This window comes from Romboutsia sp. Marseille-P6047 (genome assembly GCF_900604535.1).
Lineage (GTDB): Bacteria > Bacillota > Clostridia > Peptostreptococcales > Peptostreptococcaceae > Romboutsia_E.
The window spans coordinates 1-17,746 of sequence record NZ_UWOT01000009.1 but is presented as its reverse complement, the minus strand read 5'-3'; the positions used below and the strand labels follow the sequence as shown (position 1 = coordinate 17,746).

General features: G+C 25.9%; 8 protein-coding genes and 1 pseudogene. 1 reads left to right on the top strand and 8 read right to left on the bottom strand.

Features of this window, described 5'->3' with window-relative positions; translation table 11 throughout:
* Window positions 1–191: 191 nt before the first annotated feature.
* Complete coding sequence (locus tag EIH23_RS10220; RefSeq protein WP_122640195.1) at window positions 192–866, top strand: NAD(P)/FAD-dependent oxidoreductase; 675 nt, start codon at window positions 192–194, stop codon at window positions 864–866.
* Window positions 867–1,218: 352 nt separating this feature from the next.
* Here the strand turns inward: EIH23_RS10220 and EIH23_RS10215 are convergent, their stop codons facing one another.
* From EIH23_RS10215 to EIH23_RS16355, 8 genes and pseudogenes are all read right to left on the bottom strand, one after another.
* On the bottom strand, window positions 1,219–4,749 hold the full coding sequence (locus EIH23_RS10215) for an AAA family ATPase (protein ID WP_122640194.1): 3,531 nt from the start codon (window positions 4,747–4,749) through the stop codon (window positions 1,219–1,221).
* Complete coding sequence (locus EIH23_RS10210; protein WP_122640193.1) at window positions 4,736–5,953, bottom strand: metallophosphoesterase family protein; 1,218 nt, start codon at window positions 5,951–5,953, stop codon at window positions 4,736–4,738. Before EIH23_RS10210 ends, EIH23_RS10215 begins: the two co-directional genes overlap by 14 nt.
* A gap of 19 nt (window positions 5,954–5,972) precedes the next feature.
* Window positions 5,973–9,947, bottom strand: a complete 3,975-nt coding sequence (gene addA, locus EIH23_RS10205) for a helicase-exonuclease AddAB subunit AddA (protein WP_122640192.1) — start codon at window positions 9,945–9,947, stop codon at window positions 5,973–5,975.
* Window positions 9,947–13,402 (bottom strand): helicase-exonuclease AddAB subunit AddB, encoded by a 3,456-nt coding sequence (addB, locus tag EIH23_RS10200; protein ID WP_122640191.1) that lies wholly within the window; start codon window positions 13,400–13,402, stop codon window positions 9,947–9,949. Before addB ends, addA begins: the two co-directional genes overlap by 1 nt.
* 14 nt (window positions 13,403–13,416) lie before the next feature.
* Entirely contained in the window at window positions 13,417–14,139 is a 723-nt protein-coding gene (locus tag EIH23_RS10195) for a PD-(D/E)XK nuclease family protein (protein ID WP_122640190.1), read from the bottom strand.
* Between the two features lie 5 nt (window positions 14,140–14,144).
* Window positions 14,145–16,361, bottom strand: coding sequence for an ATP-dependent helicase (locus EIH23_RS10190; RefSeq protein ID WP_243113389.1), 2,217 nt, complete (start codon window positions 16,359–16,361; stop codon window positions 14,145–14,147).
* Window positions 16,354–16,914 (bottom strand): hypothetical protein, encoded by a 561-nt coding sequence (locus tag EIH23_RS10185; protein ID WP_122640188.1) that lies wholly within the window; start codon window positions 16,912–16,914, stop codon window positions 16,354–16,356. Before EIH23_RS10185 ends, EIH23_RS10190 begins: the two co-directional genes overlap by 8 nt.
* Window positions 16,915–16,967: 53 nt before the next feature.
* Window positions 16,968–17,746 (bottom strand): annotated as a pseudogene (locus EIH23_RS16355) (hypothetical protein); the annotation flags it as partial.

Sequence of the window (17,746 nt, the reverse complement as noted above, 5' to 3'; positions counted from 1 at the left end):
TTTTTTGGAAACAGTACAATTCATATAAGATTATTCCATAATATTATGCCCTCTTAGCAATTTAAAATGTTTTTCATTTTATATAATTACTTATATGTACGCTAAGTAAAAATTATTATTTCATTTATAAAAAATTAATAATTACTAATAATAAGTTATATCATATAAAAATAACATCTGGAGGTAATAAAATGAATGACTTACTAGATAAAGGTGCTGTTTTACAAAGAGATAAATCTACTTATGCTATAGCACCTCACGTTCCTGCTGGTTTAATAAGTTCTGATCAATTAAGAAAATTAGCTGATGTTGCAGATAAGTATAATGTTGATGCTATAAAGGTTACTGCTGCACAACGTATAGCATTAGTTGGTTTAAAAGAAGAAGATATAGATAGTGCATGGGCTGATTTAGGAATGAAACCTGGTGCTGCAATTGGACTATGCGTTAGAAGTATAAAAACTTGTCCTGGTACAACTTTTTGTAAAAGAGGATTTAGAGATTCCGTAAAATTAGGATTAGATTTAGATAATAGATATCATGGCATGAATTTGCCAAATAAGTTAAAGATTGGTGTTAGTGGATGTCCTAATAGCTGTGCTGATAACCATACTCGTGATATAGGTTTAATGGGAATGCCTAAAGGATGGACTGTTTTTGTAGGAGGTAAAGGTGGAACTATACCTAGATTAGGAAATAGATTAATAATGAATGTACCTGATGAAAATGTCTTAGACATTGTAGATAAAATTGTAAAAACATACGCTAAAAATGCAAAAGGTAAAGAAAGATTAGGTGCTTATATAGATAGAATTGGATTTGATGAATTTAAATCTATTATCAATCCCGACAGTTTTCTACACTAAATATATTTTTTTTAATTTTTATTACATTTTATGTCACTTTTTTCAGTATGCGCATATAATATATCAAGAGGAACTTAAAAGAGTTTCTCTTAAGAAAAGTAAATAGCATGAATATCAAAACTCCTGTTAATATTCTAAAATGAGCGGTTAAAAATAATAATTTCTTTCCCTTAAACTTAAGCCACCTATTCTTTCCCCCCCCTTGTTTAGGTGGCTTTTTTTATAAACATGTATATAAATTTTAAAATTGTAAATAATTATATGTGAGAGCGGAAATTATATATCTCTCCCCCTAATAAGTATATATAATATAGGCATCTACAATTCCCCCTTGTAGATGCCACTTTTTTTATTAACTATATTCTATTTTTACTTTTGATCCTGAGCCTGCTTCACTTGGTGAAACTACCAGCTTTACAGGTACCCTATTTTTCAAATCTTCAACATGACTTATAATTCCTACACTTAGCTTATCACTATGTAGTCTTTCTAATGATTGCATAACTATATCTAATAATTCATTATCTAATGAACCAAAACCTTCATCTAAGAAGAAAAATTCTAATGGTGATCTACCTTTTAATTGTATTTGTGATGATAATGCAAGTGCCAGTGATAATGAAGTTAAAAATGTTTCTCCTCCTGAAAGAGTATCTACACTTCTTCTTTCTCCTCCATTAAAATTATCTCTCATAACAAAATTTAATTTTTGATCTATTTCTAGTGCATATCGACCCTTAGTTATAGATTCTAGTCTTTTTGATGCTTCAAGAGCTATATACTTTAATTGATTTGTCGCCACATATTCAACAAATCTATTACCCTGTACAATCTTGTCTAAATCATCTAATAGATCAACTTTATGTTGTGTTTTTCTTAAGTCTTTTGTAATTTCTTTTACTTTATCTAATGAATCTTTTAATCTACTTAATATATTTTGTTTTGCTCCTATTTCTTTTGATAATTCTCCACTTTCTACTCTTAGTAGATAGATTTTATTTTTTAAATCTTCAAATTCTTCTTTTTTAATACGTCTTCCAGATAACTTATGTTTTAAATCTTCTATCTTAGAACTTAATAGTTTTTGTTCTTCTTCGTACTCTCCTATTTCCTCTGATAATCTTTTTTTATGTTCATATTCAAGCAAACATCTTCTGACAGCATAAATACTTTCAAATTTATTTTCACTTAATAACTGATTTAATGTTTCTTCTTGTATTTTATATTGATCTTTTGCAGTTTTCAAACTACCTTCTATATTCTTTTTATCGCCTAAACATTTTTCATATTCAATTCTTTGTGTTTCTAACTTGCTTTTTAAATCTTCTTCTAATTTACTGATTTTTTTTGCATATACTTCAATTTTTTCTAATGACTCTTTAGGTGATTCTCCCTTAGTTATAGAAATAAAGTCCGCTTGTTTTCCATCTCTAAATCTACATTTTTCAGAATATAGTTCTCTAGCTGTTATAAGTTCTAATTCAGTTTTATGTATTTTATCATCTAAGACTTTTATCTCTAATTCTATTCTTTCTTTTTCACTTACTAATTGTGTATACTCAGCATTTACTTCTTCCATTATTTTCTCATTAGAATTTATTTCTTCTACTTTTGTACTTAAATTAGATACTTTTACAATAGCTTTTAAGTTTAAATATTCAGCTTTAATCTTTTTATACTTAAGCTCAATATCTTCTAAATTTAGTTTTATTTCTTTTATAGATTTTTTATAACTATTTATTTCTTCTTGTATCTTAATTTCGTCCTTTTCTATCTTACTTTTTTCTTCCTTTAATTTATTAATTCTAACTTCCATATTTTCTTTATCTTCATTCCATTTTTGAACATTACTTTTTAGTAATTCTAATATTCTATTTTCTGATTCTAGTCTAGACGATACCTCTATAGAAGTTAACTCTCCTACTTTGCCTTTTACCTCAGCTAATTCTTTTAGTTTTATTTTTTCAATAGAAATATATTCTCCATTTTTTAAATTCATTTCCTCTAAATTAGCTTTTGTCAGATTATCAATTTCAATATGTTTTTCTAACTTACTCTTTAAAAATTCTATTTCGTCATCTTTACTTGAAGATTCTATATGCTCATGGTGTGTTGATCCACATACTGGACATGGCATATCTGACTTTAATTCTTTTCTAAGTTCTAATGCTAAGTTTAAGTATTTAAGTCTATCTATTTCTTTTTCTAAATCTTGTATTTCTTTTTTGTTAACTTCTAATCTATCAGTTACAACTGCAATTTCTCTGCTATTATTATATTTCTTTTCTAAAATAGCATTTATCTCGTCTTGTAAGATTTTCATTTTAGATTCATTTTCTTTTAATATAGTTAGCTTATTTCTTAAATCACTTACATGTTCACTCTTTGATAAAATACCATCATTAGTTCCTGGACATTTTTTTAATAGCAATTCTTGAGAATTAAGTAATTCATCTAACTTAGTACTTATGGTTAATCTATCTCTTTCTATATACTTACTTTTTAAATTTAAATCATCTAAATCTTTAGTTAAATAGTTTAATTTATCTTCTTTTTGTGATTTTTCATATTCAACCTTTGAATATTCTTTTTCATATTCATATGCTAAAAATATTTTTTGTTTTAGCTCTGCACTTATTTTTAATTTATTTAATTTTTCTTCTTTATCTTTAATATTTTTAATTATTACATCTTTATTAGCTTCTATATCCTTTTTATTTATTTCAGATAATTTCTTTTCCTTACTTAATGCAATACCTTTTTCTTTCATATCCTTAATTTCTTTGTTTATTATATTTAATTCTTCTTCTATTTTTATTGCATTATTAAATTTTTCTCTGTATTCAGCAAGCCTAGGCATTTCTTCATTTTTAGATTTGTATGCTTCTTCATATCTATTTTTTGTGATAGCAAGCTCTTGATTATAAATACATAATTTTTTTTCTATTTCTTCTATCTTTATCGAGTCATCATTTATTTTTTTATCTAATTCTTGTACTTCATATATTTTAGGATTTACTCTTTCTGCATTCTCTGCATTCTCTAATTGAATTTTTTTATCTTGTATATCTTTTTTCTTTAAATCTAAATCTTTCTTTCTAGATTCATAACTTTCTAATTTAATTTGTTCTTCATAAACCTCTTTACTTTCTTCATATTGTTTTTGAGCTAAATCTAGTTTTTTATCATTATCTTTTGCACTTAATTTTAGTTCTTCTAACTCTTTTAATGTATTATCATATAACTCTATGCTAACACCTTCAAATTGACTCATTTTTGTATTTAAATCTCTTAATTCAAGGTTCTTCTCATTCTTTCTTTTTCTAACTTTATCTATAAGCCCTCTACCATATTTTTCAAGATTAAATATTCTTTCTAACATATCTCTTCTATCTGAGCCTGTTAGTTTTAAAAACTCATTAAATTTACCTTGAGGTAAAACAACAGATCTTGTAAAATCATTAGCCGTAAGTCCCACAACTTTAGCAATCATATCATTTACATCCTTAGCTTTATCAGCAAGTATAACTTCTGTTTTATCTTTTTGTTTCTCTATTAATCTAGCATAAGTAGTTTTTGTTCCGCCAGCCTTGCTTCTCCCTATAACTCTACTTACCTCATATCTTCTCTTATTATTTTTACTTCCTATTTCAAATTCATAAGTTACTACGGCTTCTTTACATGCACTATTTATAAACTCTTTAGTATTTCTTGATATATTTCCATACATAGCTATAGTTATAGCATCTAAAATTGTAGATTTTCCACTTCCTGTATTCCCAAATATACCAAATAGACCTCTATCTATAAGTTCTTCAAAATCTATAATTTGCTCCTCAACATAACTATTAAGCCCACTTAACTTTAACTTAATTGGTCTCATTTTCTAAATCACCTTCTTCACTTATTATGCCTAAAAATAAATCCATAAGTTCCCCTCTAGGCTCAAAACCTGTACTAAATTGATAAAATTCTTTAAATAATTCTCCCATAGATTTTTCTTTTACATCAATTTCTTCTTCCTCATAATCAGATATTATTATAGGTCTAATCTCTATAATATCATCTAGAAGTTCCTTCATTTTTTTTATATCTGATTGATTTATTACATGTTCTGTCTTTATCTCAAAATATGACCAAATATCTCTATCCTTATTATCCTCACATATCTTAATTGCCTCTTCTATTCCATCACATTTAAATACTTCTATTGGCTTATAATCTTTAAAATATATACTTTGTATAACTGGACTTTCCCCAGCTTTTAATTCCACTATATTAGCTCCCTTAGCATAACTTCTTTCATCTTTGCTGTATTGCAATGGAGAACCAGAATAATAAGCATTTAATCTATGTGATGCTTTTTGAGGTTTATGCAAATGACCTAATGCTATATACTGTGCCTTAGTTGGTAAATCTTTCTTTTCTACTAGCAAACTTCCACCTAGTTGTATTGGTCTTTCTGAATCTGTACATTCTCCACCCACTACAAATATATGGGATACAGCTAAATTTATAGTATCATCTTCAAAATTTTCTTCTAAATCTCTAAATATTTGACCGACCCTCTCTGAGTAAGTTTTTTGAGCTTCTTCATCACTACTTGGAGTTCCAATTGCCTCATTTAACCTTTTTTCACTTGGATAAGGTAATGTAATTATAGTTGCTTTTTCTTCGCCATTTACTTCTATTTTTAAGCAACCTTCTTTTGCTTCTAAAATCTCAAATCCCTTATATTTTGACTTTTCTGTTGAACTTAATGGATATCCTAAAACTATTATACCTTGTTCATGAGCTAATGGAGTTATTGCAGCTAATCGCTCTGGATTATCATGGTTTCCTGCTATTATCAAAACACATCTTTCCCCATTATTAGCTAATCTTGATACTGTTTTATAAAATAATTTTTCTGCCTGTGCTGGAGGATTTGACGTATCATATATGTCTCCTGCTATTATAACTAAATCTATATCATTGGCATTTACTATATTCACAAAATCATCACAAAATTTTTCTTGCTCTTCTATTCTAGAGTGACCTTCTAAACTTTTACCTAAATGCCAGTCTGATGTATGTATAAATTTCATTTATATTCTCCTTTAAGTTTTAATAAGATACTGCTTTATCTATTCCAAATAGATAAATACATTTTTCTTTAACTTTTTTTCCTGTAAGCTTTTCTAGAGCTTCTGAATATAAGTCTAATTGCTTTTTATATCTATTTACTACGATTTCTTTGTTTTCATCATTTACAAAATCAGTCTTATAATCTATCAATACTATCTCTCCATTTTCTTCAAAGTAAGCATCTATTATACCTCTTAGCATTAAAGTTTCACTATCATATATGCTATCATCTTTTTGTAATTCTGCTTCAAAAATATATACATCTTTCATTTTTATTTGAGTATATATAGCCTGTTCTCTTTTTATAAACTCTGATTTTAGCATTCGTTGTCCTATATCAGATTTAAAAAATTTATATATTTTAAATGGATTTAATACCATAGATTGTTTCTGTGTTATTATACCTTTTTTTATAAATCCTTCTATTTGTTTCTTTATATCATCTATGTTACTTATCTTATTTAAATCTAATACTTGCATTATTAAATGAACAATTGTACCTCTTTCCGCTCCAGTTATTTTATCCTTTTCTTGACTTTCTTGAATAAATAATGGCTTTTTAAGTACTGTTCTTTGTGAAAATAAACTTTGTGAAAAATCTTCTTCATAAGTATTTTGAACTTTTTTAATTTCTGTAACTGATATACTTGCTGGCTTAGTTATACTGAATTTATATGGATACTGATAATTTAATTTTTCTTTTATTTGCTCATAATATTCTGTACTAAATTCATCTAAGTTTAAGTTTTCAAGTATACATTCTATACTATTTTCGTTCTCCTCATCTTTTTTATCAATTAAAATATCTTCCTTATACCATAACTTTGTTCTCCACTTTGACGGATGATCTTCTATATGTTCAATATTTACATTTATAGCATCTCTTATATTTTCTAAATCTCTATGTTTTAGTATAGAAGGCATTATCCAGTCTAAAAAGTTCTTTCCTTTTAAAATAGAGTACTGAGAAATTGTTTTAGAACTGTCTAATTCTGATGACCATTTTTTTATGCTATCTTCTATTTTTTTAGTAGAACCTGTAATTATAAGTTTTTCCTTTGGTCTAGTAAAAGCAACATATAGTACTCTCATTTCTTCTGATAAATTTTCTATATTGATCTTATTTTTCAATGCTTCCTTTGCTATACTTGGAAAAGATATTCTTCTTTCAAAATCTACAAGTTGTGGTCCATATCCTAATGAATGATGATACAGTATATTTTTCTTAAAATCTTGAGTGTTAAAATTCTTTCCCATACCACTACATATGACAACAGGGAATTCTAATCCTTTACTTTTATGTATGCTCATTATTCTAATAACATCTGCATTTTCTCCAAGGGTTTTAGCACTTCCCATATCTGTATTAGATTTTTTTAATTTACTTATAAAGTTTATAAAATTAAATATACCTTTAAAGCTTGTTTCTTCAAATTGCTTAGCTCTTTCAAATAATATCTTTAAGTTTGCTTGTCTTTGGCTTCCACTTGGCAGTGCTCCTACATATGCATAATATCCTGTTTTTGTATATAAATACCATAAAAATTCATCAGTACTCATATATAATGATTTTTCCTTAAAATCTTTTAACTTAATTAAAAACTCTTGAGCTTTTCTTATTTGAGGATTTTCTGATAAATTAAACACCTTATTATCATAACTTATTTCATTTATTTCACCAGATTGTATATCTAAGTCTATTTGACCAAGTTCATTAAAATCTCCAAAATTACTAAATGTATTAAAGTCTTTAATTGTATGTATATCTTCTAGTTCTTCATATACTTTTCCTAAATTTATAACTTGATCTTCATCATTGTTTACTTCTAATACCCTTTCATATGAAAAGTCTTCTAAAGCTTCATAAAATGATTTTTCTTTATTTTCTAATCTTATATCTATTAACTCTTCTGGTGTAAAACCAAACATAGGTGATTTTAATACTGCCAACAATGGAATATCTTGAAGAGGATTATCTATAACTTGTAGAAGAGATATCATTGTTTTTATTTCTATTGTATCAAAATATCCAACGCCTATATCAGCATAAGTTGGTATATCCATATTCATAAGTTCATCTGCAAATACAGGAGCCCACGCAGATGTTGCTCTAAGAAGTATTACTATATCCTTAAATTCTACTCTTCTATAAGAATCTATTTTTTTATCATAAATCATTTGAATTTTTCCATCTTTATTAGGTGTCATCAAATCTTTTATGATTTTTCCTACCATTCTAGCTTCTAATTGTATATTATCTATTTCTTCTTCATCTTGTTTTTCTTCTGTATTATCATCTAAATCTTCAACCTTGCTTTTTTGAATTATATGTACTTCAGTTGGACCACCTACTATTATATTTTCATCATTATTTTCCTTAAAATTAGCACCTAAGTTTAACCTTTCTTTTTCTGTATACTCAATTTCACCTATATTTTTACTCATTATATTTTCAAAAATATAGTTAGCAGAATCTAAAACTTCAGCTCTACTTCTAAAGTTTTTGTATAACATTATTTTTCTATATAAGCTTCCTTCATTTACTCCATAAGTTTCATATTTTTCTTGAAATATTTCAGGTTTTGCTTGTCTAAATCTATATATACTTTGTTTAACATCACCAACCATAAATCTGTTTGGAGTTTGTATTTTTGCTATTGTACTAAGTAATACTTCTTGTACTAGGTTACTATCTTGATATTCATCTATAAATATCTCATAAAATTTATCTCTATATGCTAATGCTATCTCTGATGGAATAGAATTACCAAACTCATCTGTTAGTATTTTTCCATTTTCATCTCTTTGAGTTAATATTTTTAAAGCAAAATGCTCAATATCATTAAAATCGATTATTCCCTTTTCTCTTTTTCTCTTAGAATACTCTTCTTCAAATTTAATTATTGTACTAGAAATAGATTTTACTATCGGATACAAATATTTTATCTCTTCAATTATGCTTTCTGTATCCTTATAAAAACTGCTCTGTATTATATCTTCTAATGACTTCTTTGCCTTGTCTCTTATTGATTTAGCTTTATCTTTAGCTTCTTTTATATATATTGGAGCATCTTTTGGAATCCTCTTTACTCCCTTTACATAGTTTTCAAAAGTCATAGAAGACATTCTTGTATAAGTTTCATTCCATGATGTATTACAAGCTTTAAGTAAATCTTTTACTTTTAGATATTCTATTCTTAATTTATCTGTAAATGTTTCTAATTCTAAAATATCTTCAACTTCTTCTAAAGCTTTTTTCATACTAACTTCTATTCCACTAACTTCTATTCTAACTGTATCTAGTATAGATTTAGCCCATGCTGATTTTTCAAATTCAAAATTATCATCTATATTAAAATCTTCTGCTGATTTAATTAACCATTCACTTGGATAAGGAGATGCCATAGCAAATGAATATATGCTAAGAATAATGTTTTGAAGTTCATTATCTCCTCTTTTCTCAGCATAGCTTTCTACTAAATTTAAAAATCCTAAATCCTTTTCCTTATACAATTCTTCAAATACATCTTCTAAGGCTTCAGTTTTTAATATTGTACACTCAGTAGTATCTCCTATTCTAAAGTTAGGATCTAAGTTTATCCTATGAAAATTAGATTTTATAACTTCTAAACAAAATGAGTGTATAGTCGTTATACTTGCCTTATTTAAAAGTACAAGTTGATTTTGTAAATTAGTATTCTCTGGATGTTCATCAAGGGCTTTACCTATTGCATCTCCCACCCTTTCTCTCATTTCAGATGCAGCTGCATTGGTAAATGTAACTACTAGTAATTTATCTATATCAATCGGATTATCTTTATCAGTTATCATTTGTATTATACGCTCAACTAATACTGCTGTTTTTCCTGAACCTGCAGCGGCCGCAACTAAAAGATTACAATTTCTACTATCTATAACTGATTGTTGTTCTATTGTCCATTTAGGAGAACTCATTAATCACACTCTCCCTTCATTAATTTAATAATTTCATCGTTATCTTTATTATTTAGTATTCTATACTTATTATCTCTAACTGTAGTATCAAATTGGCAAATCGCCGAATAGCTACAGAAATCACAAGATGTTCCATTTTTATTTTTATAAGGTCCAATATGTATATTTCCACTCATCATTTCTGTACATATATTTTTAACTGTGCTTTTTACATATTTTCTTAGAATATCAAATTCTTCATAAGTAACACCATTTGTATTTTTTCCAATATTTCCATCCTTAGTTAAATTAGCCGGTATAACAAGAGATGATTTTCGTTCTCCATCTGCTAATGATTTATCCATTTCTTTTATAATATGAGCATCTTTTATTATTAGGCCCTTCATCCTCATATCTTTAAGAATTGCTTCTCTTACTTCTTCATCATCTTTATCCTCATTGAACTTAGCTATTGGATTATCTATCCTACAATACAAAATAGCAGCTGGACTTAGATTTCCATGACCTTTACTTGCACTTTCAAGTATTGCATCTAAGTAAACTAATAATTGCAACTGTAAACCATAATATATATCACTTAAGCTAATTGACTTATTACCTGATTTATAATCAACTATTCTTATATACTTATCTTCATTTTCTTCAAATTCATCTACTCTATCTATTTTACCTATTAAGTTAATACATTCACCATTATCTAATACTAACTTTATCGGCGGATATTTTCCATTTATACCAAATTCAACTTCATAATCACTAGGTTCAAATGATCCTTGCTTTATTTGTTCTGCTATTACATTTAAGGCTGCTATTAACATATTTTTTAATCTAAATGCTAAATATTTATATCTTTCTGAACTATTTAATATATATCCAGGTATTTTATCTATAATCTCATCAACTAATATAGATACTTTATTTTTTATATAATTAATATCTACATCTTCCCAATGTAGATTATCTTTTGCTAATGATTTTGAAAAACTCTCTAATATATTATGTATAAAGTTTCCTAAGTCTGGAGCAGTAAATGAATACTCTTTTCTTTCCTTTGCTTTAAGACCATACTGTATAAAATATGCAAATGGACATTGAGAGTACTTTTCAACTCTTGATACACTTAATAAATTATTTTGATATAATCTTTTAATTTTTTCTTCTTCTACCTTTTCTACCTGATTTGTGTAACTTAATCCTGATATAACTTTCCTTGAAATACCCTTATATTCATCGTCTTGTATAAAATATCTATATACATCTAGCCAAATATCTTTTATTTCTTTAGATTCTTCAAATTCTTTTATTTCATTTATTAGTTTATTAAATGTAGGAGCTTTCACAGTTATACTATTTAATATCTCTTGATTACTATTTATATCTTCTTCTAATAAATAACTTTTATTATTTATTTTAGGAAATATTTTCTTTAATCTAGAAACTATAACTGATGGCCTTAAAGTTTTACCTTCATGGTCAGATATTGGATAAGTTACAATTAAGTTTTCCATAGTAGAAGTAAGTGATTTATAAACTAAAAACTGTTCTTCAAAAGTCCTAGTTTTACTATCTATATCAACTTGAACTCCTTTTTGTCCTAAGTCTTCTCTATCATTATCACTTAATAATCCACTATCCTTTGATATAAGAGGAAATATTCCATCTGTAGTACCTATTAAATATAAGTATTTTGTATTAGGGTTTTTCATCCTATCTACACTACTTACAAGAACTTGATCTATACTTGGAGGAACTAGTCCTAGCTCATATTCATCAAATCCTAAACTTATAAGTCTTATAAATTCATCCAATGATTTTTTTTCATTCCCCATTATTTCAACCATTTGATCAAGTATATCCACCACAATATCCCAAACTTGAGAATATTGATTAGCTATATCTAATTCACCTTTATCTTTGAAATTTAATATCATTTTTTCTATAGTAATTGGGATATTTATATCTAATAAAAATTCATATATATATTGGCATAACTCTATTACAGTTTTTCTTCCTAATAGCTTATCTTGAAGCTTCATTATAGGGTAAATAACTTTATCTTTAATTTGATTTATTCTCTCTTTTAAAGCTATTTCATAATCAGTTTCTTCTGTGTTATAGTTTCCATTTATTCTATAATTCCACTTTTCTTCAAACCACTTTTTACCTCTAATTCCGTTAGCAAGAACATAATTTTCTAGTAAACTTATATCATTATTATCTATACCTAAAAGACCGCTCTTTAGATATCTAAACATAGTTTCATAGCTATATCTTCTATTTTTCATTTCAAGAGCCGATATTATAAGAACAATTATTGGATTACTTTTAGCTTCCCTTTTTTTATCTATAAAATTAGGTATATCATATTCATTAAATATAGAATGTACTAAAAAATCATATCTATTTAAATCTCTAGTTGCTATAGTTATATCTTTATATCTAACCTTTTTATCTCTTACCAAGTGAATTATTTCTTTTGCTATTTCTTCAACTTCTGAATATAAGTTATTAAACTCTTTTATTTGTATATTATTTGTTTCATCCTCATATATCTTATATGGATAAGCATTATAGTATCTTTCTAAGTGATGTAATTCTTTATTTCCATTAAACCTAGGAATAATACTATTATTTATATTTATAGGTGTATGTATTTTTACACTTTCTTCTAATGCAAGTTTATTTAATCTTTCATAGGTAAATTTTGTTCTAGAAAATGCATCAGTTTTATTGTATGAAAAATTTGGTACACTATCTAATGTAAGAGACATATTTACTTCTTTAGCTTTATGCAGTAAACTTTTTAATACTCTGTATTGATTAGGTGTAAAACCTGTGAATTCATCTATATAAATATAACATCCATCAAAGTATGTACATGACTCTATCTTATCAGCTAATAAATTAATCATATCCTGAGAGTCTACATATTTTTCATGTAATTTACTTTCAAATGCCTCATATATTTTACTTATATCTTTTAGCTTTAAACTTAAAGTTTCATTTTCAACGTCAGCACTTACATGCTCAAGTATTTCTGGACTTATATTATATTGTTTAAGTTCAGATATCATATCTACTATTGAGCTTATAAAACCTGATTGAGTAGCTGATTTTGAAAATATATTTAATTCTTTTGCTACACTTTCTATAGCATTGCTAGTAATAATAGCCTTTCCACTTGAATTTATATTAACATTTGTTAATCCTCCAACATGAGAAAAGACTATATTACTCATGGTCTTAAAACTCAATACTCTTGCTCTTAAATACTTATCTTTTTCATCTCCTGAAAATAAGTTACTCATTCTTCTTTCCATTTCAAAGGTATATTGTTCTGGAACTAGCATTATTATCGGAGTTACCTCATTTTCTTGAGCTTTCTTCTTTATTTCTTCTAGCATATAGGTAGACTTTCCGCTGCCTCCTCTACCTAATATAAACTTAAGTCCCATTTTTACCTCCTGCGTTACTTATTACAAAGCTTGTCAAATTCGCAATAGTTACAATGCCTTTTATTTTTTTCTATAGTTATATCACCATCATTACCATCATAGTTAGTTCGCTTTATAATCTCTATATATTCACTTATCTTTTTAATATACTTTTTATGATTTTCTTCATTATATTTAATAATTATTGGTTCATAATCAAACTCAGGTTGGTAATAATACATTTTTATATTTTCTAGTTCTATATTTAAATCAAATAACTTTGGTATAACTTCCTTTGCTAAACTTAAATATACCATTGTCTGCATTCTTTGTTCTACATTCTTATAATCAATTTGTTTTGATTCCGTCTTCCAATCCCATATATCTATACTATTTTTTCCTATTATAATTAAATCATACTTTGCCTGTATTTCATTTCCATTTAGCTTATATCTTATTTCATATTCTGGTAAATATATATAATCTTTTGATATTGGAATTAGATCTTTTATTTTTTTAATCCATTTATTAAACTTCTCACTTTCAATTTCCCCTAACGGAATATTACTAAAATATCTTTCGCATAATAAATGAAATTCTCGTCCTGATTTTAAGCTTTTATAATATTCCTCTGATGTAAAATCATCAAATTTCCAATTAATATTATCAATATACTTATACTTAAATTTTAGAGGACATGATTTATATGTATTTATAGAGTTTTGACTATATATTAAATACTGTAAATTTTTATTCATTTAAATCACTTCCCTCTTTTTAACTTTATATAATTATTTAGCTTCCATAAATATATGCATGGATTTTGCCTTTTTCTTTCATTACCTACATCAACTTCATCCTTAAATGAACATGTAGACATTATAAGCATTTCCTTAGCTCTTGTTATTCCAACATATAATAATCTTATCTTTTCATTTATTATGTTTATTTTAGTTTGATATTCATAATCTATACCATTGTACCCTTCTATAATAGCATCTATTTCTTTCTTTATTATAGCTTCAGGATTTTTATATTTATCCTTCAAGTACCATTTTTCACATTGGAACTTTTGATTAACGTTATCAGGAAAATTAAACTCGCTTAATCCTAATAAAAATACACAATCCCATTCTAGTCCTTTTGATTTATGATAGTTACATACAGTTATACTACCCGGAGATGGTTCATATCCATTTATCTCATATACGACTTCTATTATATGAGAAAAAACTTTATTTCTTGTATCTACTATTATGTTATATACGTCTTGAAGATTTGTATTAATATTTTCCGATATTAAAAATTTAACATAAAATGATATATAATCAACTATTGCCCTATCTTCTTGTTCAAGGTTTAATTTTTCACCTATAAACAATATAAATAAGTCTAATCTTACTATGGGGTATGCTAAAATTTCTTTTAATGAATCTACACCATATTTAAAACCTTTAAATATTTCTCCATGTGTATCTAAAATTAAATTAGATTGAATTTCTTCATTATATATAAGCTCTTCTGTATTATATTTTTTTAGTATTTCTATAAAATCTTTCTTACACAGTTCATTATCACTGTGTATAAACGCTTTATCTAATACTGTTATAAGCTTATTTATATTATCACAATTTAAAACAAAATCAATTATATATCCTATATTATTCAAAGTTTTTCTTTTATTACTTGAGTTTGGTCCTAATTCCTCAAACTCTAAACCTACATTTTCTAGCTCTCTTCCAACTTGACTTACATGGTCATTAAAAGGAACCAATATACCAATGCTTTTGTCCGGATATTTATGCTTTATATTTTTAGTAAATCTTACTGTTTTAATTATTTCTTCTTTCCAAGTTTCATACTTTATAGCATTTATAGTATAATTCTCTGGTTTAGGATTTTCTTTGTATCCTTTATTTTCAGGAACAGTCTTTATTTTCATATCCTCTAATGCTTCTCTACATTCAACTTGATTAAATTCTTTAGTTACATAACTTACTAATTCATTTGCCAAATCAAGTATGTCCTTAGAGCTTCGATTAGACATATCCATTCTATAGCAATAATCTGCATTGTCTATAAAGTTTTTAAAATACTTTGGGTCTGCTGATGAAAAAGTACCAGTTATACTTTGATTTATATCTCCAACTCTAACTAAGTTATTATTCTTTTCACATATTAGTTTAATAATTTTTCCTTGTATCTCATTTGAATCTTGACATTCATCTTCAAATACATATGTATATTTATTTTGAAATTTAGATCTTAAATCATCATCTATGCTTAAAGCTTTATATCCTAAAACTAAAATATCATCATAATCTAATAATCCTTGTTGTTTTAATTTTCTATCATATTCCTTATATATTGGAAGTACTATCCTAAGCATTCCTTTATAATCACTAGATATATTTTCTTCTAATTTATCTGGTGTTATATCTTTATATTTTAATTCACTTATTGCGTTTCCAATTAAATCATAAAAACCTCTATCCCAATTTTCTAAACTTATGTCTCTCCAGCGTTCACTTTTTTGTTCTTTTAAAAAAAAGTTAAATATCTTTTCCCCACCACTTAATCTATATCGGTTTATACATTCAGTAAGTATTATATTTTTTTGTAAGTCATCTGCTATATTAAATTCATCACTTAACATTATTATCTCAGGTTTTTCTTTTATAATCTTTACTGCTAAACTATGTATAGTCATAACTTCATATAAATTATGTTTTTGAATATCTTTTTCTTCTAATATTTTTTTAATTCTTCCTTTAAAGTTATTTACCGCACTATTCATATATGTAAGTATTAATATTTTACCTTTTTCATTTAAGTTTTCTTCTAACAATTTCGCAACTAAATTTGTGACAATAAAAGTTTTACCTGCTCCAGGTACTGCAGGTACTGCCATAGTCCCTGATTTATAATTTATTATAGGGATTTGATCTTCTCTATAATTTATTTTATTCAAACTACTCACCTCCTTTATCTACAAGTTTTAATAAGAGACTATATAGTATACTTTCTTGCATATATCCATTTACAGTATAATCACTTTTATACGCATATACCTTTTTAGCACTATCTAATAAATTATAGATCATATTATATAGATAGTACTTTTTATATCCTTCTTCCATATCATCAGTATAAATTTTATTTTCATTATAAGATTTTCTTAGTACGATTACATTACTTATATCTTTTTCAATTTTCATATTCCAAGCATTACTTCCTATATCTACCCATAATTGAACTTTTCTATCTAAATTAGATGTTATATAAGAATATGGAGTAGATATTATGATTTTATTACTTTCTTTAATATCTTGAATTTCCTTAGATAAATAGTAATCTTTTATTGTAGTTTTTAATACATCTATAAATATTTTTTCTTTTGATTTATTTTTATCTAAATTTAGTAGATTTATATTATCTGTAAATATCTCACTTTCTTGTATAATATGTCTACATATTCTTACATTTAATTTACCTTCTTTTAAACTCAACATTTTATCTATATAAAATCTCATTAAAAATTCATATATCTTTATGTTTTCTGACTTATATCTTTTTATATATTCTATTAATTCTTGATAATTTTCATTATTTTCTTTATCCCTAAATATTTTAAAGCTTGTATTCTATTTGTTTCAAAAACTGTCTCTATAAAACTTATATATTCTTCTTCCTTTATAAGTTGTTCATAATCATAAAATATACATGCAGCTACGATTAGTGCATTTGCATATGGATAATCGACAATTTTCTTATCTTTCTTTGTATTTATTACACCAATATTATATTTATCTAATATATATTTTACTTGGTAGTCTAAAATATTGTTATTTATAGGTGATAGTATAACTATATCTTTAGGTTTAATATTGCTGTTTACCAGATCTATAATTTTATTTGTAACTTCTTGAATCATTTGACTGTACAATTGACTTCCTTGATTTAATTCAATATCAACATTTTTCAAATATAAATCTTCAAGATTTATGTTACCGACTAATTCATTTGTATTTTCTACTTTTGCATTTATAAAAGTTTTTATTATTTTCTCTCTTATATATTCCATATCTATATTATTAAATGAGGAATAATCTCTACTACTATTGAAGTAAACATAACTATCTTTAGCAAAAGATGATACTATATCTATAAAATCAACCTCTGCACTACTACAACTTTCTAGACTATCTACAATTATATAATTAATATTTTTTTCTAAATTCTTTATATAGTCATTATCACTTAATAAATATTTATTATATAAATATATTGAAATAGAATTATCTACAATACCAGCACTTAGCAGTGTTTCTGTATAATAATTTATAATTTCATTCATTTGTGAAT

Excerpts from the sequence above, each read along its gene's own strand:
- EIH23_RS10185 (WP_122640188.1), bottom strand. The coding sequence starts at position 16,914 with ATGAGATTTTATATAGATAAAATGTTGAGTTTAAAAGAAGGTAAATTA.
- addA (WP_122640192.1), bottom strand. The coding sequence starts at position 9,947 with ATGAGTTCTCCTAAATGGACAATAGAACAACAATCAGTTATAGATAGT.
- addB (WP_122640191.1), bottom strand. The coding sequence starts at position 13,402 with ATGGGACTTAAGTTTATATTAGGTAGAGGAGGCAGCGGAAAGTCTACC.
- EIH23_RS10210 (WP_122640193.1), bottom strand. The coding sequence starts at position 5,953 with ATGAAATTTATACATACATCAGACTGGCATTTAGGTAAAAGTTTAGAA.
- EIH23_RS10220 (WP_122640195.1), top strand. The coding sequence starts at position 192 with ATGAATGACTTACTAGATAAAGGTGCTGTTTTACAAAGAGATAAATCT.
- EIH23_RS10215 (WP_122640194.1), bottom strand. The coding sequence starts at position 4,749 with ATGAGACCAATTAAGTTAAAGTTAAGTGGGCTTAATAGTTATGTTGAG.
- EIH23_RS10195 (WP_122640190.1), bottom strand. The coding sequence starts at position 14,139 with ATGAATAAAAATTTACAGTATTTAATATATAGTCAAAACTCTATAAAT.